Source organism: Bradyrhizobium quebecense (assembly GCF_013373795.3).
Lineage (GTDB): Bacteria > Pseudomonadota > Alphaproteobacteria > Rhizobiales > Xanthobacteraceae > Bradyrhizobium > Bradyrhizobium quebecense.
The window spans coordinates 4,704,589-4,726,904 of the sequence record NZ_CP088022.1 but is presented as its reverse complement, the minus strand read 5'-3'; the positions used below and the strand labels follow the sequence as shown (position 1 = coordinate 4,726,904).

Here is a 22,316-nt window from a genome sequence, read left to right as displayed (position 1 = left end):
GGCGCGCATCTTCGACCCCTCTTTTCGGATTGTTGTCTGACATGGCCAAAGCCGTCGCGAAGTCCAAGAAAACTGCCGAGAAAACCGCAGCGAAATCAAAGTCCTCGGCACCGGCCCGGAAGGCCGCGCCGGCGCGCAAGGCGCTGAAGAAGAGCGCCCCGAAGCCGGCGCCGAAACCCGCTGCCAAATCGGCTCAGAAGCCGGCTGCAAAGCCCGCCAGCAAGGCGCCGGTAAAGGCCGTCACCGCTGCGAAAAAGGCGGCTCCGCCAGCGATCAAGGCCGGCAAGTGGGTCTATACGTTCGGCGACGGCAAGGCCGAGGGCCAGGCGACCTTGCGCAATCTGCTCGGCGGCAAGGGCGCCAATCTCGCGGAAATGGCCAATCTAGGCCTTCCGGTGCCTCCCGGCTTTACCCTCCCGACCTCGGTCTGCACCTATTTCTACGACCACGACAAGACGTATCCGAAGGAACTGAAAGCACAGGTTGAGAAGGCACTCGACTATGTCGGCAAGCTGACCGGCAAGACCTTCGGCGATGCCAAGAACCCGCTACTGGTCTCGGTCCGCTCGGGCGCGCGCGCCTCGATGCCGGGCATGATGGACACCGTGCTCAATCTCGGACTCAACGACCGCACGGTCGAAGCGCTCGCCGAGCTCTCCGGCGACCGTCGCTTCGCCTATGACAGCTATCGCCGCTTCATCACGATGTATTCGGACGTGGTGCTCGGCTTCGAGCATCATCACTTCGAGGACATCCTCGACACCTTCAAGGACGGCCAGGGCTACTCGCTCGACACCGACCTCACCGGCGACGACTGGGTCGAGCTGGTCGGCAAGTACAAGGAGGCGGTCGCCAAGGAGACCGGCCACGACTTCCCGCAGGATCCGCACGATCAGCTGTGGGGCGCGATCGGTGCCGTGTTCTCATCCTGGATGAACGCGCGCGCGGTGACCTACCGCAAGCTGCACGACATCCCGGAATCCTGGGGCACCGCCGTCAACGTGCAGGCGATGGTGTTCGGCAACATGGGCGAGACCTCGGCGACCGGTGTGGCCTTCACCCGCAACCCCTCGACCGGCGAGAGCAAGCTGTACGGCGAGTTCCTGATCAACGCCCAGGGCGAGGACGTCGTCGCCGGCATCCGCACGCCGCAGGACATCACCGAGGAGGCGCGCCAGGAATCCGGCTCCGACAAGCTGTCGATGGAAGCCGCGATGCCGGCCGCGTTCAAGGAGCTGACGCGGATCTACACGCTGCTCGAGAAGCACTACCGCGACATGCAGGACATGGAGTTCACGGTCGAGCAGGGCAAGCTGTGGATGCTGCAGACCCGCGGCGGCAAGCGCACCGCCAAGGCGGCGCTGCGCATCGCGGTCGAGCTCGCCAATGAAGGCCTGATCTCGCGCAAGGACGCGGTGACGCGGATCGATCCGGCGTCGCTGGACCAGCTGCTGCACCCGACCATCGATCCCGCCGCCAAGCGCGACGTGATCGCGACCGGCCTGCCGGCGTCGCCTGGTGCTGCCTCCGGCGAGATCGTGTTCTCGTCGGACGAAGCGGCCAAGCTGCAGGCCGACGGACGCAAGGTGATCCTGGTCCGCATCGAGACCAGCCCGGAAGACATCCACGGCATGCACGCCGCGGAAGGCATCCTGACCACCCGCGGCGGCATGACGTCGCATGCGGCGGTGGTCGCGCGCGGCATGGGCAAGCCCTGCGTCTCCGGCTGCGGCACCATTCGTGTCGACTACGGCCGCGGCACCATGAGCATCGGCTCGCGCACCTTCAAGACCGGCGACGTCATCACCATCGACGGCTCGGTCGGGCAGGTGCTGGCCGGCCGCATGCCGATGATCGAGCCGGAGCTGTCGGGCGAGTTCGGCACGCTGATGGGCTGGGCCGACGAGGTCCGCAAGCTCGGCGTCCGCGTCAACGGCGACACCCCCGACGATGCGCGCACCGCGGTGAAGTTCGGTGCCGAAGGCATCGGGCTCTGCCGCACCGAGCACATGTTCTTCGAGGAGACCCGCATCCGCACCGTGCGCGAGATGATCCTCTCCGAGGACGAGCAGTCGCGCCGCGCCGCGCTGTCGAAGTTGTTGCCGATGCAGCGCGCCGACTTCGTCGAGCTGTTCGAGATCATGAAGGGCCTGCCCGTCACGATCCGCTTGCTCGATCCGCCGCTGCACGAGTTCCTGCCGCACACCCAGGCCGAGATCGAGGAAGTGGCGCGCGCCATGAACACCGATCCGCGCAAGCTCGCCGACCGCGCCCGCGAACTGTCCGAGTTCAACCCGATGCTCGGCTTCCGCGGCTGCCGTCTCGCGATCGCCTATCCCGAGATCGCCGAGATGCAGTCGCGCGCGATCTTCGAGGCGGCCGTCGAAGCCGGCAAGCGCACTGGCAAGCCGGTCGGACTCGAGGTGATGGTGCCGCTGATCGCGACCAAGGCCGAGTTCGATCTGGTCAAGGCGCGGATCGATGCGACCGCCAACGCAGTGATGAAGGAAACCGGCGTCAAGCTGACCTACCAGGTCGGCACCATGATCGAGCTGCCGCGCGCCTGCCTGATGGCGGGCGAGATCGCACAGACCGCGGAGTTCTTCTCCTTCGGCACCAACGACCTGACGCAGACCACCTACGGCATCAGCCGCGACGACGCCGCGAGCTTCCTCGGCACCTACGTCGCCAAGGGCATTCTCGAGATCGATCCGTTCATCTCGGTCGATCGCGACGGCGTCGGCGAGCTGGTCAGGATCGGCGTGACGCGCGGCCGCAAGACACGGCCGAACCTCAAGGTCGGCATCTGCGGCGAGCATGGCGGCGATCCCGCCTCGGTCGCGTTCTGCCACGAGGTCGGGCTCGATTACGTCTCCTGCTCGCCCTATCGCGTGCCGATCGCGCGTCTCGCAGCAGCGCAGGCCGCGCTCGGCAAGGAGATCGCCAGCCAGGCGTGAGCGATCAAGTCGTTCCAAGGGTGCAGTGGCCGGGACCAAGTCCCGGCCATTTTGTTTGTTGAGGCACTTGGTAAGCACCGTCATTGCGAGGAGCGATAGCGACGAAGCAATCCATCGACCCGCATGTGCGGTGAGATGGATTGCTTCGCTTCGCTCGCAATGACGGTGCATTGCGGTCACCGCCTGCAACACTTTGTTCACCATTCTCATTGACCCGGTGTTTACGATTTTCATGCGCCGCGCGTTTACCAAGGCGCCTGATGCAGCGCGCCTCGGATGCGCGATCGCTTGAGTGTAGCGCGCGTGCAACGCCGATTAACTCCGCGGCAACCTAAACAAGTTAGCAACGAGAAAGGTCGAATTGCGCGGATGTACCGCGTTCGATTGCACTCAGTAAGCGTTGCGTGAGCGTACGATGTTTGTGTCGCGTAACCAGCCGAAGGGCGCACGTCTTGCGCTCTTCGGTCTCGGTCTTGGCATCTTCGCACTGATGCCGACCGAGCTCGGATATCAGGATATTGCGTCGCTTTTGGCCCGGCAGCCCGGCGTCGCCGAGCGCTGGCAGAAACGCGTCTTCGCCTCCGCGGTCGGCTCCATCCAGGTCGCGACCTACAGCTTCGGCCGTCCGATCGGAACTTCCGCGCCGCAGGATCCGCAAATCCTGCTCGCAAGGCTGGACAGTCCGAGCGCGGACATCACCGGCACCGTGACGCGCAATCCGATCGCAGCTCCGCCGCCGCGCTACCAGGCATCCGATTTTCCCAAGGTCGATCGCACCCTGAAGGGCGATCGTCTCGTCGTCGGGCGGCCTGACCAGGTCGATCCTGCACAGCCCGCGAACACGGCTCCGGCGAACGAGGATCCCGCGATATCGAATTCGTCGGCCAAGGGCATGAAGACCGCAACCGCACCGGCCGACAACGCCCCGCTCGATCCCGAATTGCAGGAGGCGCTGCGTGCGCCGCCGTTGCCGCAATATACCAAGCCGTCGCCGCAGCAATACGACGTGTCGATGTCGCTCGAGGCCAGCCCGCTCGATGATCTGAAGCCTGTGCCCGCGAAGCCTGCCGCTGCGCCGCCTGCCGATGCAACGCATGAGCGCGACCCGTTTGCATTCAAGACCGCCAGCCTGTTCTTCGGCTCGTCGCTCGGCACGCCCGAGAATCTCGAGCGCTGGCAGCCCGGCGAGGCGCCGGTGGTCGTTGTGCCGGCAGCGCAGCCCGATCCCGACCTGAAGGTGATGGCGTCACTGCCGGTCGATGCCGACGGCCCGGTCAAGGCCGGCGAGATGGGCGAGAGCATCGCGCCGAAAGGTGAGGTCAACGCCGACGACCAGCACACCAAGACGCCGGCGGAGCGGCTCGGCCTGTTCGACGAGAAATCGCGCGCCAAGTCGGAGAAGTGCCTCGCCGAGGCGGTCTATTTCGAAGCGCGCGGCGAAGCGGTGCGGGGCCAGATCGCAGTCGCCCAGGTGGTGCTGAACCGCGCTTTCTCCGGCAAATATCCGGAGACGGTGTGCGGCGTGGTCTACCAGAACAAGAACCGCCACTACGCCTGCCAGTTCACCTTCGCCTGCGACAACATCCCCGACGTGGTCCGCGAGCCCGACATGTGGGACCGCGCGAAGAAGATCTCGAAGGCGATCCTCGACGGCAAATTGTGGCTGCCGGAAGTCGATCGCTCGACCCACTACCACGCCTATTGGGTGCGGCCGTCCTGGGTCAGTGAAATGAAGAAGACGTACAAGTTCGGCGTCCACACCTTCTATCGCCCGCGCGCCTGGGGCGACGGCAGCGACGCACCGAGCTGGGGCAACCCGGCCGAGACCGCCAAGATCTCGGCGCAACTCGCCGAAGCCGCCCAGAGCTCGGCCGAGCAGGCCAGCGCCAAGCGATAACGCCTCCTGCCTTCCATTCCAGGTTCGCCATACCCCGGAATGACGCTCGTCATCCTCCCGGATTCTGCAGAGCTGCCTTGCGAGCGAATATTTTTCTCCGCCGCCTCTTGGGCTTTCCATGCAGATGCATTAACTCCCGGCAATGTTTCGCGGGGCGGTTCCCCCGCAGCAGTTGCGGGGGAATACAAGATGGCCGTTAGCAGCGGGGATCTCCGACCGACATCGGGCACCACCTGGCGCACACCGCTCGTCATCATCGTCTGCGGCTGTGCGATCGCACTGCTGAGTTTCGGCCCACGCTCCAGCCTCGGCTTCTTCGTGCAGCCGATGGGCCGCGAATTCGCCTGGGGCCGCGACGTGTTCGGCCTTGCCATCGCGCTGCAGAACCTGTTGTGGGGGCTCGGCCAGCCGATCGCAGGCGCCATTGCCGACCGCTTCGGCCTGCTGCGCGTCATGATCGTCGGCGCCTTGCTGTACGCCGCCGGCCTGCTGCTGATGCGTTACTCGACCACCTCATTGTCGCTCGACATCAGCGCCGGCGTGCTGATCGGTTTCGGCCTGTCGGGCTCGTCGTTCAATCTGGTGCTGGCAGCGTTCAGCAAGCTGTTGCCGCCGGAGAAGCGCGGCATCGCGCTGGGTGCCGGCACCGCCGCCGGTTCGTTCGGCCAGTTCCTGTTCGCGCCGTTTGGCGTTGCGATGATCGACAATTTCGGCTGGCAGACCGCGCTCGTCGTGTTCAGCGCGCTGATGCTGCTGATCGTGCCGCTCTCGCTCGCGCTTGTGACGCCACCCGCCGAGGCCGGCAAGGTGTCGGCCGCCGACCAGCAGTCGTTCAAGACCGCGCTCGCCGAAGCCTTCGGCCATCGCTCCTATGTGCTGCTGGTGCTCGGTTTCTTCACCTGCGGCTTCCAGCTTGCCTTCATCACCATCCATCTGCCGGCCTATCTGGCCGACCGCGGCATTCCGGCGACCACCGGCGGCTGGGTGGTTGCGGCGATCGGCCTGTTCAACATCGTGGGCTCGCTCAGCGTCGGCTGGCTGCAGAACTTCTTTCCGAAGCGCTACCTGCTCTCGGCGATCTACTTTTCGCGCGCGCTGGCGACCGTCGCCTTCATCTCGTTCCCGGTGACGCCGTTCTCGGCGATCGCATTCGGCGCGGTCTCGGGGCTGCTGTGGCTCTCGAGCGTGCCTCCGACCTCGGCGCTGGTCGCGCTGATGTTCGGCACCCGCTGGTTCTCCACCCTCTACGGCTTCGCCTTCGTCAGCCATCAGGTGGGCGGCTTCCTCGGGGTCTGGCTCGGCGGCGTCGTGTTCGAGCAGTATGGCTCCTACGCGCCGATCTGGTGGCTGTCGGTGCTGTTCGGCGTGCTGTCGGCGCTGATCAACCTGCCGATCGTCGAAAAGCCGGTCGTACGCCCGGTTGCGCAGCCTGCCTGATGGGTTAAACACTCCCCGAAACCAAGATTACGGAGAGTGCTCATCGTGGCAACGTTCAAGGCAATCAGGATCGACAAGGCGGACAAGGGTACCACCGCCGCACTGACCCAATTCGATGAAGCGGAATTGATGGACGGCGACGTCACCGTCCGCGTCGAATGGTCGACGCTGAACTACAAGGACGGCCTGGCGCTGACCGGCAAGGCGCCGGTGGTGCGCCGTTTCCCGATGATCGCCGGCATCGATTTCGCCGGTACCGTCGAACAATCCAGCCATCCCGACTGGAAGGCGGGCGACAAGGTCGTCTGCAACGGCTGGGGCATGGGCGAGACCCATCTCGGCGCCTATGCCGAAAAGGCCCGCGTCAAGGGCGACTGGCTGGTGCGGCTGCCGGACGGCATTTCGGCCCGCGATGCGATGGCGGTCGGCACCGCCGGCTATACCGCGATGCTGTCGGTGCTGGCGCTGGAGAAGCATGGCCTCACGCCGAAGAGCGGCCCGGTGGTGGTGACGGGTGCCGCCGGCGGCGTCGGCTCGGTCGCGATCGCCGTGCTCTCGAAGCTCGGCTATCATGTCATCGCCTCGACCGGGCGGATGTCGGAGGTCGACTATCTCAAAGGTCTCGGTGCCACCGAGGTGATCGATCGCGCCGAGCTGTCGGGGGTCCCCAAGGCGCTTGCGAAGGAGCGCTGGGCCGGCGGCGTCGACAGCGTCGGGTCGACCACCCTCGCCAATCTGCTTTCGATGACCAGGTACGGCGGTGCCATCGCGGCCTGCGGCCTGGCGGCCGGCATGGACCTGCCGTCGTCGGTCGCGCCCTTCATTTTGCGCGGTGTGTGCCTTCTCGGCATCGATTCCGTGATGTGCCCGATCGAGCTCCGCAGGACTGCCTGGCGCCGCCTTGCCAGCGATCTGGATAAGGCAAAACTGGCTGATATCACTCATGAAATCGCCTTGGACGAAGTCATGGGGTACGGTGCGAAAATCCTCGGTGGCCAGGTCCGCGGCCGGATCGTGGTAAAAATAGTCTGAGGACGTTCAGACTTTACCAACCAAGCTGCTCCAATGTTGCCACGGTTGGTATGGTAAGCAGCGGGTAAAGAGACTTGCAGCATGATCCCGGGGGGGCCGGGTTTCCTCGCGCAGACGTCGAGAAGCGTTGGTGCGGGGATCATGCTCAACAAGGAGCGGGTGCCCGCGCTCGTAAGTGGAGTAGCTCATGCTTGCGCGTTTGGTGTTGGGGGCCGTCACGGCCGGAGCAATGGTCGTGCCGGCATTCGCAGGCATGATGAACGCCGATGAGGCCCGCAAATTCGTCGCCGGCAAGGTGTTCGCGTTCACCTGTTTCGACGGCACCCGCGGCGCCGGCCGTATCCTCGACGATCTGGGCGCCACCGGCTCGATCCAGTTCTCCGGCTCCGGACCCATCCGCCACGTGCGCCTGCCCGGCAATACGCTGCAAATCCGCGGTCAGAGCGTGTGCGCGTCGCTGAAGGGCATTCCGTTCGAACCGTGCTTCAATCTCGACAAGCAGGACGACCGCACGTTCCGCGGCTCGGTCTCCGGCATGGGCTTCGCCTACTGCGATTTCCATCACCAGGGCGGCCAGCAAATGCTGATGGCACGCGCGGTGGCGCGTCCGCGTTCGCTGCACCCGCGCACCCGATCCGCGGATGCCTCGCCGACCGAAGTGTCGCGTGTCGAGACACCGCAGGTCGGAAGCTCGAAACTCGAGCCGGTCAAGGCCGAGCCTGCCAAGGTCGAGAGCGCACCGGAATTGCGCCGTTCCACCGACTAGAGCCTATCCGTTCCGATTGAATCGGAACGGGCTCTAGATTCTTGTTTTGACGCGTTTTCTTCACGCGAACCGGTATCCACTTCGCTCGAAAACGCTCTTACATCTCATCTGCGCGCTAGCCGGAATAACGCCAAGCCGTAGTCATACGGATGGCGGTCGCCACGCGTTGATAGCTACTCAATAGCCTAGCGTTCGCCGACAGGCGGGATGACGGGGACACCGATTTGAGTAGTCATATGGCGCAGTATTTTTTCCGTATCAGTGATGGCGATTACGCTGGTGCGTCCGACCACGCGACGGAGTTCGAGAGCCGTGACGTGGCCTGGGCCGAGATGACCAAGGTCTGCGGTAATTTCCTTGGCAGCATTTCGCGCAACATGAAGCAAGACAGCGAATGGCACATGGAGCTGCTCGACGAGAGCCGCAAGCCCGTGTTCAGGATTCGGCTGGTTGCCGAATCCGTCGACTGAGGCGCTCGCCGTTCAGGACAAGAAGCTTCAGGCCCCAGCCTGCGGGACCGGCGGAGCGGCCCGCCTGCGGAACAGGATCCGCTGATACAGCCAGCCGATCGCGACCAGCACGATGCCAAGGCACATGAACGACAGCGCCCGGTAGACTCCGGTGAGCGTCGACATGTCGACCAGGAACGCCTTCAGGATCGTAAGCCCGATCACCGCAGCGGAGGCGAGCCGCGCCCGCTGCGAGTTGACGACGATGCCGATGCCGAGCAACACGACGCCGAACATCAGCCAAGCGATCGAATAGGTGTATTGCTCCGCACCCGTGGTCTCGCCGCGCGTCAGCACCGGTCCATGATAGAGCCTGCGGATTTCGAACGTGACGTAAGCGAGCGCAAGCACCAGCGCGCCGGCGGCGATCGTGTTGGCATATGCAGCGGGACGATGCCCCGCCACCGCGTAGGACAGCAGCAGCGCCAGCACGGCGGGCAATGCATAGCCGAGCAGCAGCAGATTGATGAAGCTGCCGCCGACGTCCTGCCACCACAGCATCGGGTTCTCCAGCCCCAGCAACCCGAACAGGCTGGCAAGCCCGGCGAACGCGGTCAGCAGCACCGCGCCGACATTATGGACGATGCTGCCGCTGCGCAGCCGCAGCCGCTCGAGCCCGATCGCCATCGCAAGCGTCACGCCAACCTGCAAAGCGACTTCGGTCAGCCCGGCGCTCTCGCGATAGACGTCACCGGCATTGACCGCGTGACGGATCTCCATGAAGGCGAGCAGCACCGTGAACAGGATCGCAGCGGATTCGACCATCCGCAGCGGGACGTTGTCGCCATTGCGGCGCAGGAAATGGCTTCCCGCCCAGAATGACAGCGCCGGAACGCCATAGCCCCACAGCAGCCAGTTGAAGATCGGCGTGGTGCCGACGGCATCGCCCGCGATCCGCGGCTCGTAGCCGATGCGCAGCACCACGATGCCGGCCAGGATCGCGGCGAGCCAGCGGAGGAACGGGATCGGCCGCTGCACCGACAGCCATGCCGTGCCCATCGACACCAGCGCCAGCGCGATGGTGAGCCAGCCCTTGTCGAGCGCGAAGGTGAGCGCCAGCGCCAGCGAGGCGAGGGCGCCGGTGGCCGACAGTGCGATCGAGGGCGACAGCTCCGGCCGTTCGCCGCGCCGGGTCAGTGCTTCGGTCGCGGCCGCGTAGGCGGCTGCGAGCAGCACGGCGAGGATCGCGAACGGGATCGAGCGGTCGAGATGCGCGATGCGCGCATAAAGTGCGACCAGCAGCGCGACCGGCGTGAACACGGCTGCCGCGGCCCAGGTCACCGTGATCTTCGTGGTGGCAAAACGCAGTTGCGCGAGGAAGCCGGCGATGCCGAAGGCGGCCGCGAACAGCGCGGCGGTGACGAGTTGCAGCGAGACCGAGCCGTCGGTCGCGGACGGGCCGATGCCCGGGATCGCACCGCCCGGCAGCACCAGCATGTCGACGTTGCGGCGGACGGCCCATTCGCCGAACACGATGAAGACGAAGACCGACGCGGCGGCGATCGCGCCGGCAGCGGCGGGCGCGCGCCAGGCCACGACAAGGCTTCCCGCCGTCAGCAGTGCGAAGCCGATCATCGCGCTGTCGGCATGCGCGCTGTTGAGCACGATCAGCATCGCGCCGAACAGATAGGCCGCGAGCGAGCCGGATGAGATCGGCTCGATCTCCTCGCCGTCGCCGTCGGGGCCGAACATGAAGCCGCAGACCACGAGCAGCGCCGCCAGCACGAAGCCCGCGATGACGTGGAAGACGTGCGGCGCGATCATCTCCGGCCCGCATTGCAGGCAGGGGAAGGTCCATAGCAGCGCGAAGGCGATCGTCGTGACCGCGAGCCAGCGCCACAGCCGGATGCGCGCGAGGCCGAACGCCGCCGCCGTAACGATGGCAAGATAAATGTAGAGCGACCAGAAGTCGGGCTTGTCGGACGAGACCAGGATCGGGGTGACGAAGGCCCCGACGATGCCGAGCCCGGCCAGCGCAGGTCCGTGCAGCAGCGCGGCCGCGAGCGTGCCGAGCGCGACCATGCCGAGCAGGATGAAGGCGGTTGCCGGCGCGAGGAAGTCGTACAGGGCGTAGGCGGCGTAGACGGTGGCGAACGCCACCGCGGTGCCGGCGGCGGTGAGGATCGCCGGAATGTTGGCGACTGGAAGCGCTGCGATGCTGGAGATGCTTTCCTTGCGCCGCGTCCATTCGCCGGCGCCGAGCAGCGCCAGCGCGAACAGCCCCCCGAGCATCGTGCGTACGCCGGGCCCGAGCAACCCGGCCTCGATCGAATAGCGCACCATGAAGAAGCCGCCGAGCGCGAGCGTCAGGCCGCCGATCCACACCACCCAGCGTGTGCCGAGCGTCTCCTCGAAGCCAGGCGCCGGGGGCGGCGGGGCGGGCGGTTCTGGAAGTGGAGGTGGGGCGGCGCTTGCTGCATCCGCGGCCGCTTCGGCCCGGGCAGCCGGCTCGTTTGCAGCCGCCTCGGGGAGCGGCGGTGGCGCGATCGGAGGCGCTGTCGGGAGCGTCTGCTCGAACTCCTGCAACGGGGTGAGGGGCGTCGGAGTGGCCGTTCGTGCACTCGCCCAGCCTGCGGCCTCGATAGCATCCAGCCGGCGCTGCAGCACCGTAATCTGGCCCAGCGCCTTGCGCGCGAAAATGATCGCGACAATCGCGATGACGAGCGTCAGGAATTCGAACGGCGAATCGAACATCGGGCCTCCGGCGGGACGCGCCGGACCATCGGCCAACCGGCCGCCCGTCGCAACCTAAAGCATGATCCGGAAAAGTGTGCGCGGTTTTCCGAAAAGATCATGCTCAAATCAAAGAACTAGAGCGGGATGACGATTCGAAGAAAAGTTATCCCGCTCTAGTAGTGCATTTGAGCGGACTGGAAGTTCAAGCGACCGGCCGTGACAGGCCGTGCTAGTCCAGATCGATGTGGAAGGGCCGGCCTTCGACGCTCATGCTGCCGGGGCCCATCGCATCGAGCGCGCGCAGCATCCGGCCCTCGCGGCCCAGCGCCTTGTCGGCGAGGCCGACGATCAGCCGGTTGGGCGCCGCGATCGGCGAGGCCTCGCGGATCAGCCGGGCGATGGACATTTCGTCGCGGTGCGGATTGAGCGCGCAGACGGTGGCGAACGCGCTCGCGGTCGAGCGGCTGATGCCGGCGTAGCAGTGCACCACCATCGGCGCGCGGCGATCCCAGCCGCGCACGAAGGCCAGCACCCTCTCGATATGCGTCTCGTTGGGGGCAACGAATCCGTCCATCTGTTCGACGATGTCGTCCATCGACACTTTCAGATGGTTGGCGGGAAGCACGGAGGGCGGCCGCTGCACCTGGTCGACATTGGCCATCACGGTCAGCACATGGCTGGCGCCGGTGGCACGAACCGTGTCGGAGAGCGCGGCAAGCGAGCAGACGTGAAGCATGATGGTCCTTGGCTAGCGGGTGCGCCCGATTATAACGGTTGCTTCCAGGTGGGCAAAGCCGGGCGGCGCGATGCCAGCTCTTCGTTTTGCGGCGCAACCGGCTGCACGCTTCGCGGCGGCGCCTATGACGCGTGCAATGCCTTGAAGCGTTCGAGGAACTGCTTTTCAGCCCTCGCTGCGGTCCATGGGGTCAGATAGTCGCGCTCGGTGGCTTCCGGCAATTCCGGATCGCGGCCGAACAGCCGCCTGGCTTCGGCTTGCGAAAATCCCGCCAGATGCGTCGCCTCGAGATAGGCGGCGCCGCGATCGGCGGCCTTGATCTGCTGGGTGATCTCATCCGCCAGCACGGCAGGCAGGCCGAAGCGGATATGGATCGCCGACAGCAGCCGCTTCTCCACCGCCTTGTATTCGCCTGCGAGCACCGCCTTGAACGGCGAGATCATGTCGCCGATGACATATTCGGGCGCGTCATGCAGCAATGCAGCGAGACGATGGCGGATATCGACGCGCGGCGTCTGCTGGCGCATCACGGCCTCGACCAGCAGTGTGTGCTGCGCCACCGAGAAGATGTGCGCGCCGCTGGTCTGGCCATTCCAGCGCGCGACCCGCGCCAGTCCGTGCGCGATGTCGACGATCTCGATATCGAGCGGTGACGGATCGAGCAGGTCCAGCCGGCGCCCCGACAACATCCGCTGCCAGGCGCGAGTGGTCTCGGTCGATTGACGCGCAGTCATTTCTTCTTGAGCCGCGGTGTGCGGAGCTTGCCGCTGCAGGCCTCGTGGCAGAAGCAGGTCACGAGGTGATCGTTGACCATGCCGGTCGCCTGCATGAAGGCATAGACGATGGTCGGGCCGACGAATTTGAAGCCGCGCGCGCCGAGCTCCTTGGAGACCTTGATCGAGACCGGCGTCGAGGCCGGCACGCTCGCGGTGGTCTTGAACTGATTGACCTTCGGCTTGCCGTCGACGAAGTCCCACAGGAATTTCGAGAAGCCGGGACCCTTCTCCATGATCTCGAGATACGACTTGGCGCTCGCCACCGTGCCTTCGATCTTGGCGCGGTTGCGGACGATGCCGGCGTCGTTCATCAGCGCATGCACCTTCTTGTCGGTGTAGCGCGCGATCTTCTCGGGCTGGAAATCGTCGAAGGCTTTGCGGAAATTCTCGCGCTTGCGCAGGATCGTGATCCAGGACAGGCCGGCCTGGAAGCCGTCGAGGATCAGCTTTTCATAGAGCGCGCGGTCGTCATATTCCGGCACGCCCCATTCATTGTCGTGATAGGCGACGTAGAACGCATCGTCGCCCGGCCACGGGCAGCGCGTCTTGCCGTCGGGGTGCAGTTGCGCGGTGCGACTCATGCAACGGTCTTCTTGGGTGTGGTGCGGACGGCATCAGGATCGGCGAGGTGAAGCGCGAGCCCGCCCGCGGTCAGCGGCAGGCCGGCGTCGAGCGCATCGGCGACGCGGTCGATGCGCACCAGCGCGAGGCCTTTCTCGCCGGCGGTCGAGCCCATGGTGCCGACCTGCTTGTCGCCAGCCTGGATTGTCGCGCCAGTCTCGGGGGCGGGGCCGTCGAGAATGATCTTCACCGTGCGGGTGCGCGCCGTGCCACGATGCTGCATGCGCGACACCACCTCCTGGCCGACATAGCAGCCCTTGTCGAAATCGACGCCGTTGAGGCGGTCCATATTGGTCTCGTGCGGGAACGCGTCGCCATACATGAAGTCGAGCCCGCCGCGCGGCACGCCGGCCGCAATGCGATGCGCCTCATAGGCGCTGGAGTCGACGAGATCGGCGCCGATCAGCTCAGCGAGTTTCTGCTTCAGATCTTCCGGGATCAGGACGCGCCAGCCGAGCGCTGTATTGCGCGGATCGGAGAAAGCGAGATCGGGGATCGCCGCCGGCTCGCCGTCCCAGGCTGCCAGCACACCGAGGCTGTCGGAGAGATTCTCGACCACGACCTTGGCGCGCAGCTTGTAGAAGCCGAGCTTGTCGGCAAGCCCCTTGGCGAGCGCGCGCGGCGCGTCGATCAGGAAGCCGCCGCCGTGGCCTGTGGGTATCTCGGTGATCAGGAAGTCGACGATGATCTTGCCCTGCGGCGTCAGCAGTGCGCCAAACCGGGCCTGTCCCGGGGTTAGCTGCTCGACATCGGTCGTGATGAGGCCGTTGAGGAAGTTGCGGGCGTCCTCGCCAGAGATTTTGACCACGCTCCGATCTGGAAGAAACGCTGCTTTCATTCGCAAAATTGGCTCTTTTTCCAAGTTCCTTGGGAAACGCTGTCCTCGCGGATATCCCCTGCCAAGCTAAGGCGCTAGAGTGCGCCGAACAAGGCCCGCGCGACAGCCGAAAGCGGGCGCCGAGGACCGATGAATCAGCATTTTGACACCATTCTAAAATCCGGCACTGTGGTCAATCAGGACGGCGAGGGCGTGCGCGATATCGGCGTCACGAATGGCCGCATCGCCGCGATCGGCGCGCTCGGCCAGGCCTCGGCCGGCGAGGTGATCGACTGCAAGGGCCTGCATATCCTGCCCGGCGTGATGGACACCCAGGTGCATTTCCGCGAGCCCGGGCTGACGCAGAAGGAAGATCTCGAGACCGGCTCGCGCAGCGCCGTGATGGGCGGGGTCACCGCCGTGTTCGAGATGCCGAATACCAACCCGCTGACGGTCACCGAAGAGGCGTTCACCGACAAGATCAAGCGCGGCCACCATCGCATGCATTGCGACTTCGCGTTCTTCATCGGCGGCACCCGCGAGAACGTGCGGGACCTGCCGGAGCTCGAGCGCGCCCCGGGCTGCGCCGGCGTCAAGGTGTTCATCGGCTCCTCCACCGGCGCGCTTTTGGTCGAGGACGACGAGAGCCTGCGGCGGATCTTCCAGGTGATCCGGCGCCGCGCCGCGTTCCACGCCGAGGACGAGTATCGTCTGAACGAGCGCAAGCCGCTGCGGATCGAGGGCGATCCACGCTCGCATCCGGTGTGGCGCGACGAGACCGCGGCGCTGATGGCGACCGAGCGCCTGGTCAATCTCGCGCGCGAGACCGGCAAGCGTATCCACGTGCTGCACATCTCGACCAAGGAAGAGATCCTGTATCTGCGCGACCACAAGGATGTCGCCTCCTGCGAGGCGACGCCGCATCACCTGACGATGGCCGCACCCGAATGCTATGAGCGGCTCGGCACGCTGGCGCAGATGAACCCCCCGGTGCGCTCGGCCGATCACCGCGCCGGCATCTGGTACGGCATCGAGCAGGGCATCATCGACGTGCTCGGCTCCGACCACGCGCCGCATACGCTGGAGGAGAAGGCCAAGACCTATCCGGCCTCGCCGTCGGGCATGACCGGGGTGCAGACGCTGGTGCCGCTGATGCTCGACCACGTCAATGCCGGGCGGCTGTCGCTACAGCGGTTCGTCGATCTCACCAGCGCGGGTCCGGCGCGGCTGTTCAACATCGCCTGCAAGGGCCGCATCGCGGCGGGCTACGATGCCGACTTCACCGTTGTCGATCTCAAGCGCAGCGAGACCATCACCAACAAATGGATCGCCTCGCGCGCAGCCTGGACGCCCTATGACGGCGTGCGGGTGCAGGGCTGGCCGGTCGGCACTTTCGTGCGCGGCAGGCGGGTGATGTGGCAGGGCGAGGTCACGACGCCGTCGACGGGCGAGCCGGTCCGCTTCCTCGAGACGCTGAAGGCCTAGCGCATCAAATGCGCTAGATTCTTGTTTGACGCGTTTTCTTTGCGCGAACCGGTGCCCACTTCGCTCGAAAACGCTTTGCGGGATTACTGCCGGGCCAATGCCAGCGAGAACTCGCCGTTGCGCACGCGCGCGGCGAGGCCCTCGGCGAACTTCGCCACCGCGTCCTCGCCATAGGTGCCGACGAGCTCGGCGAGCGCCGCGAACAGGCTCGCCTGGGCGAGGCAGTCGCCGTCGACGCCGTCGTGACGCGCTTCCGCCCACGCCTCGTTCAGGTAGCCCAGCGCGGCCTGCTTCTGCTCGTGATCGGGACGGGGGTCTTGGTGATGGGGAAAGGACGCTGGATGGCGCATGAAACTCTGCAAAATGGATGCGCGCGGTCCGAGGAGCGAACCACTGCGACGCGCGAGATTTATCACGCATGCGGGTACCGCCTAGCCCACATCTTTCGAAAAGGTTAACGCCCGCCACGGCATTTGAAGGGGAATTCCGGGTATCGCCGCCGCGATCAGCCAAATGAGCTGTGGATATGGTCCAGCACGGCGCGCGGCGAGGCGCACAGATGGCTGGCGCCGGCCTCGATCAGTTCCTCCGGCGTGCCGTAGCCATAGGTGACGCCGATCGCGCGGATGCCGTTGCGATTCGCTCCGACAACGTCGTGACTGCGGTCGCCGATCATCAGGGCCTTAGCCGGATCGGCCCCGGTCTGCGCCAGCGCATAGGCCAGCAGGTCGACCTTGTTGACCCGGGTTCCGTCAAGCTCGGAGCCGAACACGTGGTCGAAATACCGGCTGAGGCCGAAATGCGCGACGATCCGCGTCGCGAACACATGCGGCTTCGAGGTCGCAACGTAGATGCGCCCCGGCGCCTGTCGCAGCTCCGCCAGCACGTCGGCGGTATCGGGATAGACGCTGTTCTCGAACAGCCCGACATCGCCGAACCGCTCGCGGTAGAGCTCGACGGCGCGGTCGGCGAGCTCCTCGCCGCCGAGCAGCATCGCAAAGCTCGCCCGCAGCGGCGGCCCGATGCACCAGGTCAACTCGTCCTGTGACGGAATCGGCCGGCCGAGCTTGCCCAGCGCATACTGGATCGAGCCGGTGATGCCGGGCTTCGGGTCGGTCAGGGTGCCGTCGAGGTCGAAGAAGATCGCGCGGTCAGTTGGCATAGCGGGCCGTCAGGTCGCGCGAGATCTTCGAGCCTTCCTCGATATAGCGGCGGATCGCCACGGTGGCGGCCGGGGTGCAGGTCCGGTAGGTCTGCTGGAAGCCGTTGTAGCCGCGGTTGAAGCCCGCAACCATGCGGGCGCGGCGGTCGCCGGAGGGGGTTTCGGCATCGATCAGCGCCTGCATCTCGTTACGCCATTTGGCGCCCTCGTTGGAGCCGCAGATGCCGCGCAGATAGTGCAGGGCGCCGAGGATCTCGGCGAGCCGCTGCAGGTCGCCGTCGAACGGCGCAGCGGCGTCCTGCGCGCGGGCGGGCGTCGCGAGGCATGCCGACATCAGGATCACAACGGCGAGAAAGGCTCTGATCATCAGGGGTTCCGGAATCGCCGTGGTATGCCCCCTCAATGCGCCCGAGGCAAGGCGGCAAGGCTCCAATACCGCCCCCAAACCGGCCTCAGACCAGCCGCCGGGCGGCCGCAATGACCTCATGGAGACCGCCGGTGACCTTGAGGTCGCCGATCTCCTCGGGCGCCAGCCATTTGAAATCGTCGTGCTCGTCGTTCAGCACAGGCTCGCGGGAGGCCCAGCGCGCCGCGAACGTCATGATCAGATAATGCCCGGTGCCGGGACCGGTCGGCAGCACCTCGCGCCAGCCGGCCAGGCCCAGGATCTCGACCCGCAGGGCGGTCTCCTCGTCGATCTCCCGGTGCAGGGCGGTATGCAGCGTTTCGCCGAATTCGACCCGGCCGCCGGGCAGCGAATAGAAGCCCTTGCCCGGCGAGCGGGCACGGCGGACCAGCAGCACCTTGCCATCGCGGAAAATCACGCCGGAGACGGCGAGCTGCGGGCGGATCGGAGGTTCGGGAGAGCTCAAGACGACAACCAGTTTTGACGACCATCATGCCCGATAAATCAGGCGCCCGCCATGATGCCGTCGACATCGGCCTCTGCGGCGCCGTTGATGACACCGGCGGTCTGCATCACCAGCGGCTTGACCCAGACGATCGCCTGCTCGGCGAGCGCGACCCGGCTCCTGTCCTGGTGCAATTGCCGCATCGCGGAGCCGACCTCGGTCAGGATCTTGGTCATGCTGTCGGTGAGCTGGTCGAATTCGGCCCGGATGACGGCATCCGCCGTCTGATAGGCTTCGATCGCGAGGTCACGCGCCCGAAAATTGGACGCGGTGAAATGCTCGGCATAGGACAAGGGTTGCCATTCCAGGAAATCGCTGGCGCATTCCGGCAGGTCCGGCACCATCTCCAGCAGCATGATGGCTTCGTTGAAGTGATTGAGGTAGTCGGTCGCAAGCCCGGTGCGGGGATTGATGTTGGCGGCGCGCAACTGCGCCGCCCGCGCCTCGTCGGGGTACGTCGGTCGCGGGCGAGAGCCCGCTATGGCGGCCGTTGAGGTCATTGGTCGCAGTCTTTAATGGTCCAAGTTAAGGCGGAATAAACGGATACCACCCTGGACAGGATATGTGCGGACGCTTTGTCATTACCTCGCCGCCGGCGGCCTTGCGAGAGATGTTCGGCTACATCGAGCAGCCGAATTTTCCGCCGCGGTATAATGTTGCGCCGACCCAGCCGATCCCGGTCGTGCTGCTGCAGAATGGCGGCCGGCATTTTCAATTGATGCGCTGGGGCCTGATCCCGTCTTGGGTCAAGGATCCCCGCACGTTCTCGCTGTTGATCAACGCCCGCTCCGAGACGGTGCGGGAGAAGCCGGCGTTCAAGAACGCGATCAAGCGGCGCCGCGCGCTGATCCCGGCCGACGGCTATTACGAATGGCAGGATGCCGGCGGCCGCAAGCGGCCGTTCTTCATCCATCGCCGCGACGGCCATCCGCTTGCTTTCGCCGCGCTCGCCGAGACCTGGATGGGACCGAACGGCGAGGAGCAGGACACGGTCGCGATCGTCACCGCGCCTGCGAGCCTCGACCTCGCGCAACTGCATCACCGCGTGCCCGTCACGATCCGGCCCGAGCAATTCGCGCGCTGGCTCGACTGCCTGCCCAACGACGTCGACGACGTGATGCCAATGCTGAAGGGACCTGACGTCGGCGAGTTCGCCTGGCACCAGGTGACGATGCGGGTCAACGCCGTCGCCAACGACGATGCGCAATTGCTGCTGCCGATGAGCGCGGAAGAGATCGCCTTGGAGGACGCGCCGGCCCCGAAGAAGGCAGCGCCGCGCAAGGCGCCGGTGCGCGAGGACGACGGGCAGGGGTCGTTATTTTGAGGGTTGACTGAAGAAGCGTGGCGCGCGCCGAGGACAGCGCGCTGCTCTGTTCACATCGTCGTCCCGGCCCCCCGTGCGCAACTGCGCACTAGGCCGGGACGATACTGAGAGTGCGGGGTTCACCCCTTGACGTGTGCCACGCCCTCGATCTCGATCAGCATCTTCGGATTGGGCAGCGCCACCACGACGCAGGTGGTGCGCGCGGGGTAGGGTGCGGGGCCGAACGCGCCGGCATAGAGGACGTTCATCGTCGCGACGTCAGAGGCGCGGGTCAGCAGCACGTTGACTTTGACGAGATCGCGCATTGTGGCGCCGGCCTCGGTCAGCACGCGCCGGAAATTGGTGACGACATTGGCGAACTGCGCCTCGAAGCCGTCGGGCAGCTCGCGGTTGGCGTCGAAGCCGGGAATGCCCGAGATGAACAAGAGATCGCCGACGCGGGCGCCGAACGAGAGCGGCGGCGCCGTGACGCCGGGCGGAGGAGGGAAGTGCTTGATCTCAGTCATGGGTCACCCGTCTGCGCGAGAGGGAAGGGAAGCGGTGTCGACGGCGCTCGCCGCCAGCGTACGCCGGCGCCAGGGATTCTTGCCGAAGAGATTCTGGCCGATCATGCCTGCCAGCATCGCGACGACGAACACCACGATCGGCAGCGAGAGCCCGGCAAGGTTGACCAGTGCGGGCCCGGGGCAGATGCCGGCGAGGCCCCAGCCGATGCCGAACAGCACGGCGCCCCCAACCAGCGGCGCATCGATGTCGTTGCGGTCGGGCCAGAGGAAGCGCGCCGAGAAGGCAGGCGCGGTGCGCTGCCGCGCGATCGCAAAGCCGGTTGCCGCGACCGCAACCGCACCCGCCATCACGAAGGCAAGCGTCGCATCCCATGCGCCGAACAGGTCGAGGAAGCCGAGCACCTTCTGCGGATCGGTCATGCCCGAGATCAAAAGGCCCGCGCCGAAGATCAGGCCGCACACGAAGCTTGCGAGAACGCGCATCGCTAACCTCCGATCCCGTGCCTGACGATGGCAACCGTGATGATCGCCGCCGTCATGAAGATGAACGTGGCCACGATCGAGCGGCTGGACAGCCGCGCGAAGCCGCAGACGCCATGGCCGGAGGTGCAGCCATTGCCCATCCTTGTGCCGAACCCGACCAGAAGGCCCGCGATCGCGATCACCACGAGGCTCGCATTCATCGCCGGCCGCGGCAGCGGCGCGCCGAATAGTGCCGCAATCAGGGGCGCCGCGATCAACCCTGCAATAAAGGCGATGCGCCAGGCGCGGTCGGCGGTATCGGGCTGGAGCAGGCCGCCGACGATGCCGGTGACGCCGGCGATTCGCCCGGTCAGTAGCATCAGCAGCGCGGCGGCAAGCCCAATCAGTGCGCCGCCGGCGAGGCCGGAAAGTGGGGTGAAATCGTGCATCGGTGCGGGTCCCTGTTGCGCAAACTCCTCAGCGATGGCGCAAAGCGGTGGCGGCGCATGCGCCAATGGTCGCGCGACTACACGCCCGATGATAGACTCCACAATAACAGGAACAAGCGCAATCCCGCGTGTTTTGCCGGCATTTCGACGTGCCGCCGCCCGATTGGATTGCCGCGATTCGCTTCACTTCGTCCGGAGAACCCCCCATGAGATTGTCATCCGCCGCCCGCGCCGTGCTGTTCGCGCTGGCGCTGCTCACCGGATCGTCCGCTGCACTGGCCGACGAGGGCGCGGTGACGCTCGTCATCTTCAAGGGCGGCTGGTTCTTCGGCGGCTCCGCCGGCAAGGGCGTCCTGACCTTCCACGGCCAGACTTACGGGCTCACCGCCGGCGGGCTGGACTACGGCCTCGTGTTCGGCGGCTCCCAGACCACGTTGCAGGGGCGTGTGCGCAACATCCGCCGCGCCCAGGATATCGCCGGCGTCTATGCCGCGGCCGGCATGGGCGTTGCGCTCGGCGCCGGTGTGCGCGGCATCCTCTTGACCAACCAGAACGGCGCGGTGCTCGAATTGAGCGGCAAGCAGATCGGGCTGATGGCCAATGTCGACCTCAGCGGGCTTGCGATCACGTTGAAGGAGTAACGGGCGGGCTTCGTAGGATGGGTAGAGCCAACGGGTCCGCGCAACGCGCGGCCCGATGATAAACTCCGCGAAACCCATCAACTTCGTAGCCGCGGGAGAGATGATGGGTTTCGCTGCGCTCTACCCTTCTACGGTTCCGTGATCCACTGCGCCAGCTCACGCCACGGCTGCAACGTCCAATGGCCGGACGCCGCACCTGACGGCGACGACAACACGAACACGTCAGGAAATCCATTTATGGCCGGCTGCCGGCCGAGCGCAAGCGCGCTGGTCGGCCGGTCGTAAAACAGGCTCGCCGCCTTCCTGCTGGTGAAGGCGATGGTGTTCGGCCGAACCATCTCGATCTTGGTCCTGAAGCCCGCGACATCGAACGAGCCCCGCGCGATCTCATGATCCATCCCGGCGCCGGTCTTGGAGAGATCGGTGAAGCCGATGCCGAGCTCGAGCAGGGCGGTGAACTCATCCGGCCGATAGCGCCGCGGCGTGATGCCGGCCTCATGCAGCGCGCGCCAGAAGCGGTTGCGGGGATGCGCGTAGTAATGCCCGACGGTGGCCGAGCGCGTGCTGGCCGCGGTGCCGACGAACACCAGCCGCAGATTGGCGCGGAGCTGATCGGGGAGGCGGTGGAGATTGTTGTCGGGCATCGGAGCGGGGGGTAATGGACGACCTTGCCTAGCTGAAATCGGGTTTCGGCAGGCCGAGCTTCTCGATCAGGCTGTTCAGGACAGGCTGCTGTCCCTTGGTAATCTTCCTGAACGCCTCCTTCAATGCAAACCAGCCCGCGCGATCCGCCTCCGGGAATTCCGCGAGGCGTCCCGATCGTGGCGGCCACTCCATCGCGAACGTGTTGCTCTTGAACGCTGCAAGGTCGAATTCGCCCTCGAGCGCCCATGCGCTGACATGCTTGCCGCTCGGTTGCTTGAACACGCCGAGCTCGATGAAGGTGCCGACGGGCCGCTGTCCCGTCTCCTCCTCGAATTCGCGTTTCGCGGCGCTCAGGGGATTTTCGCCTTCTTCATAGAGGCCCTTCGGGATCGACCAGGCCGCATCATCCTTCTTCGTCCAGAACGGGCCGCCCGGATGCACCAGCAGCACTTCCGCGATGCCGCGTCTGCGGCGAAACATCAGCAAGCCGGCGCTGCGCTGGGGCAT

Annotated in this window: 24 protein-coding genes; 9 read left to right on the top strand and 15 right to left on the bottom strand. The window is 65.8% G+C overall.

All coding sequences use genetic code 11. The annotated features are described in order from the left end of the window. Window positions 1–41: 41 nt before the first annotated feature. The 6 genes from ppdK (at window position 42) to HU230_RS22880 (ending at window position 8,559) form a co-directional block, all read left to right on the top strand. A complete protein-coding gene (gene ppdK / locus HU230_RS22905; protein ID WP_176529740.1) occupies window positions 42–2,957 on the top strand; it encodes a pyruvate, phosphate dikinase in 2,916 nt (971 codons plus the stop codon). A 415-nt stretch (window positions 2,958–3,372) separates the two neighbouring features. Continuing rightward, the gene (locus HU230_RS22900; protein ID WP_176529741.1) at window positions 3,373–4,854 is read left to right on the top strand and encodes a cell wall hydrolase; all 1,482 of its coding nucleotides are present in this window, start codon (window positions 3,373–3,375) and stop codon (window positions 4,852–4,854) included. 189 nt (window positions 4,855–5,043) lie between these two features. Then, window positions 5,044–6,291, top strand: coding sequence for an MFS transporter (locus tag HU230_RS22895; protein WP_176529742.1), 1,248 nt, complete (start codon window positions 5,044–5,046; stop codon window positions 6,289–6,291). Between the two features lie 45 nt (window positions 6,292–6,336). Continuing rightward, window positions 6,337–7,323, top strand: a complete 987-nt coding sequence (gene acuI / locus HU230_RS22890) for an acrylyl-CoA reductase (NADPH) (RefSeq protein WP_176529743.1) — start codon at window positions 6,337–6,339, stop codon at window positions 7,321–7,323. Window positions 7,324–7,510: 187 nt separating this feature from the next. Next, complete coding sequence (locus HU230_RS22885; RefSeq protein ID WP_176529744.1) at window positions 7,511–8,089, top strand: hypothetical protein; 579 nt, start codon at window positions 7,511–7,513, stop codon at window positions 8,087–8,089. A gap of 236 nt (window positions 8,090–8,325) precedes the next feature. Further along, window positions 8,326–8,559 (top strand): DUF6894 family protein, encoded by a 234-nt coding sequence (locus HU230_RS22880; protein WP_050403167.1) that lies wholly within the window; start codon window positions 8,326–8,328, stop codon window positions 8,557–8,559. Window positions 8,560–8,586: 27 nt separating this feature from the next. Here the strand turns inward: HU230_RS22880 and HU230_RS22875 are convergent, their stop codons facing one another. From HU230_RS22875 to ygfZ, 5 genes are all read right to left on the bottom strand, one after another. After that, window positions 8,587–11,292: a DUF2339 domain-containing protein gene (locus tag HU230_RS22875; protein ID WP_176529745.1), complete on the bottom strand. Its 2,706-nt coding sequence runs from the start codon at window positions 11,290–11,292 to the stop codon at window positions 8,587–8,589. Between the two features lie 211 nt (window positions 11,293–11,503). Next, entirely contained in the window at window positions 11,504–12,010 is a 507-nt protein-coding gene (locus HU230_RS22870) for a tyrosine phosphatase family protein (protein ID WP_176529746.1), read from the bottom strand. 122 nt (window positions 12,011–12,132) lie between these two features. Continuing rightward, complete coding sequence (locus HU230_RS22865) at window positions 12,133–12,744, bottom strand: YfbR-like 5'-deoxynucleotidase (RefSeq protein WP_176529747.1); 612 nt, start codon at window positions 12,742–12,744, stop codon at window positions 12,133–12,135. Continuing rightward, on the bottom strand, window positions 12,741–13,367 hold the full coding sequence (locus tag HU230_RS22860) for a DNA-3-methyladenine glycosylase I (RefSeq protein WP_176529748.1): 627 nt from the start codon (window positions 13,365–13,367) through the stop codon (window positions 12,741–12,743). Before HU230_RS22860 ends, HU230_RS22865 begins: the two co-directional genes overlap by 4 nt. After that, complete coding sequence (gene ygfZ, locus HU230_RS22855; RefSeq protein WP_176529749.1) at window positions 13,364–14,245, bottom strand: CAF17-like 4Fe-4S cluster assembly/insertion protein YgfZ; 882 nt, start codon at window positions 14,243–14,245, stop codon at window positions 13,364–13,366. The genes HU230_RS22860 and ygfZ overlap by 4 nt, the downstream gene beginning before the upstream one ends. A 129-nt stretch (window positions 14,246–14,374) precedes the next feature. On the opposite strand from ygfZ, the gene HU230_RS22850 reads away from it, so the two are divergent. Then, window positions 14,375–15,709: a dihydroorotase gene (locus HU230_RS22850; protein ID WP_176529750.1), complete on the top strand. Its 1,335-nt coding sequence runs from the start codon at window positions 14,375–14,377 to the stop codon at window positions 15,707–15,709. Window positions 15,710–15,792: 83 nt separating this feature from the next. Here the strand turns inward: HU230_RS22850 and HU230_RS22845 are convergent, their stop codons facing one another. From HU230_RS22845 to HU230_RS22825, 5 genes are all read right to left on the bottom strand, one after another. Further along, window positions 15,793–16,059 carry a hypothetical protein gene (locus HU230_RS22845; protein ID WP_028332620.1) on the bottom strand — a complete coding sequence of 89 codons (267 nt, stop codon included), beginning with the start codon at window positions 16,057–16,059 and terminating at the stop codon, window positions 15,793–15,795. Between the two features lie 155 nt (window positions 16,060–16,214). Further along, the gene (locus HU230_RS22840; RefSeq protein WP_176529751.1) at window positions 16,215–16,871 is read right to left on the bottom strand and encodes an HAD family hydrolase; all 657 of its coding nucleotides are present in this window, start codon (window positions 16,869–16,871) and stop codon (window positions 16,215–16,217) included. Continuing rightward, window positions 16,861–17,238 (bottom strand): TIGR02301 family protein, encoded by a 378-nt coding sequence (locus HU230_RS22835; RefSeq protein ID WP_176529752.1) that lies wholly within the window; start codon window positions 17,236–17,238, stop codon window positions 16,861–16,863. Before HU230_RS22835 ends, HU230_RS22840 begins: the two co-directional genes overlap by 11 nt. A gap of 85 nt (window positions 17,239–17,323) precedes the next feature. After that, window positions 17,324–17,743 carry an NUDIX hydrolase gene (locus tag HU230_RS22830; protein WP_176529753.1) on the bottom strand — a complete coding sequence of 140 codons (420 nt, stop codon included), beginning with the start codon at window positions 17,741–17,743 and terminating at the stop codon, window positions 17,324–17,326. 38 nt (window positions 17,744–17,781) lie between these two features. Continuing rightward, on the bottom strand, window positions 17,782–18,282 hold the full coding sequence (locus HU230_RS22825; RefSeq protein ID WP_176529754.1) for a hypothetical protein: 501 nt from the start codon (window positions 18,280–18,282) through the stop codon (window positions 17,782–17,784). 62 nt (window positions 18,283–18,344) lie between these two features. Here HU230_RS22825 and HU230_RS22820 point away from each other — a divergent pair, with 62 nt between their 5' ends. Beyond that, window positions 18,345–19,106, top strand: coding sequence for an SOS response-associated peptidase (locus HU230_RS22820; RefSeq protein WP_176529755.1), 762 nt, complete (start codon window positions 18,345–18,347; stop codon window positions 19,104–19,106). Window positions 19,107–19,225: 119 nt separating this feature from the next. Here the strand turns inward: HU230_RS22820 and HU230_RS22815 are convergent, their stop codons facing one another. From HU230_RS22815 to HU230_RS22805, 3 genes are read right to left on the bottom strand one after another with little or no spacing between them, the layout of a single operon-like run. Continuing rightward, a complete protein-coding gene (locus HU230_RS22815) occupies window positions 19,226–19,612 on the bottom strand; it encodes a RidA family protein (RefSeq protein WP_176529756.1) in 387 nt (128 codons plus the stop codon). Window positions 19,613–19,615: 3 nt separating this feature from the next. Beyond that, window positions 19,616–20,095, bottom strand: a complete 480-nt coding sequence (locus HU230_RS22810; RefSeq protein ID WP_176529757.1) for a DUF6691 family protein — start codon at window positions 20,093–20,095, stop codon at window positions 19,616–19,618. Between the two features lie 2 nt (window positions 20,096–20,097). After that, window positions 20,098–20,523 (bottom strand): YeeE/YedE family protein, encoded by a 426-nt coding sequence (locus HU230_RS22805; RefSeq protein WP_176529758.1) that lies wholly within the window; start codon window positions 20,521–20,523, stop codon window positions 20,098–20,100. 206 nt (window positions 20,524–20,729) lie between these two features. Here HU230_RS22805 and HU230_RS22800 point away from each other — a divergent pair, with 206 nt between their 5' ends. Then, window positions 20,730–21,164 (top strand): hypothetical protein, encoded by a 435-nt coding sequence (locus tag HU230_RS22800; protein WP_092116023.1) that lies wholly within the window; start codon window positions 20,730–20,732, stop codon window positions 21,162–21,164. A 128-nt stretch (window positions 21,165–21,292) separates the two neighbouring features. Here the strand turns inward: HU230_RS22800 and HU230_RS22795 are convergent, their stop codons facing one another. Continuing rightward, window positions 21,293–21,808: a mismatch-specific DNA-glycosylase gene (locus HU230_RS22795; RefSeq protein WP_176529759.1), complete on the bottom strand. Its 516-nt coding sequence runs from the start codon at window positions 21,806–21,808 to the stop codon at window positions 21,293–21,295. Window positions 21,809–21,836: 28 nt separating this feature from the next. Beyond that, entirely contained in the window at window positions 21,837–22,316 is a 480-nt protein-coding gene (locus HU230_RS22790) for an NUDIX hydrolase (protein WP_176529760.1), read from the bottom strand.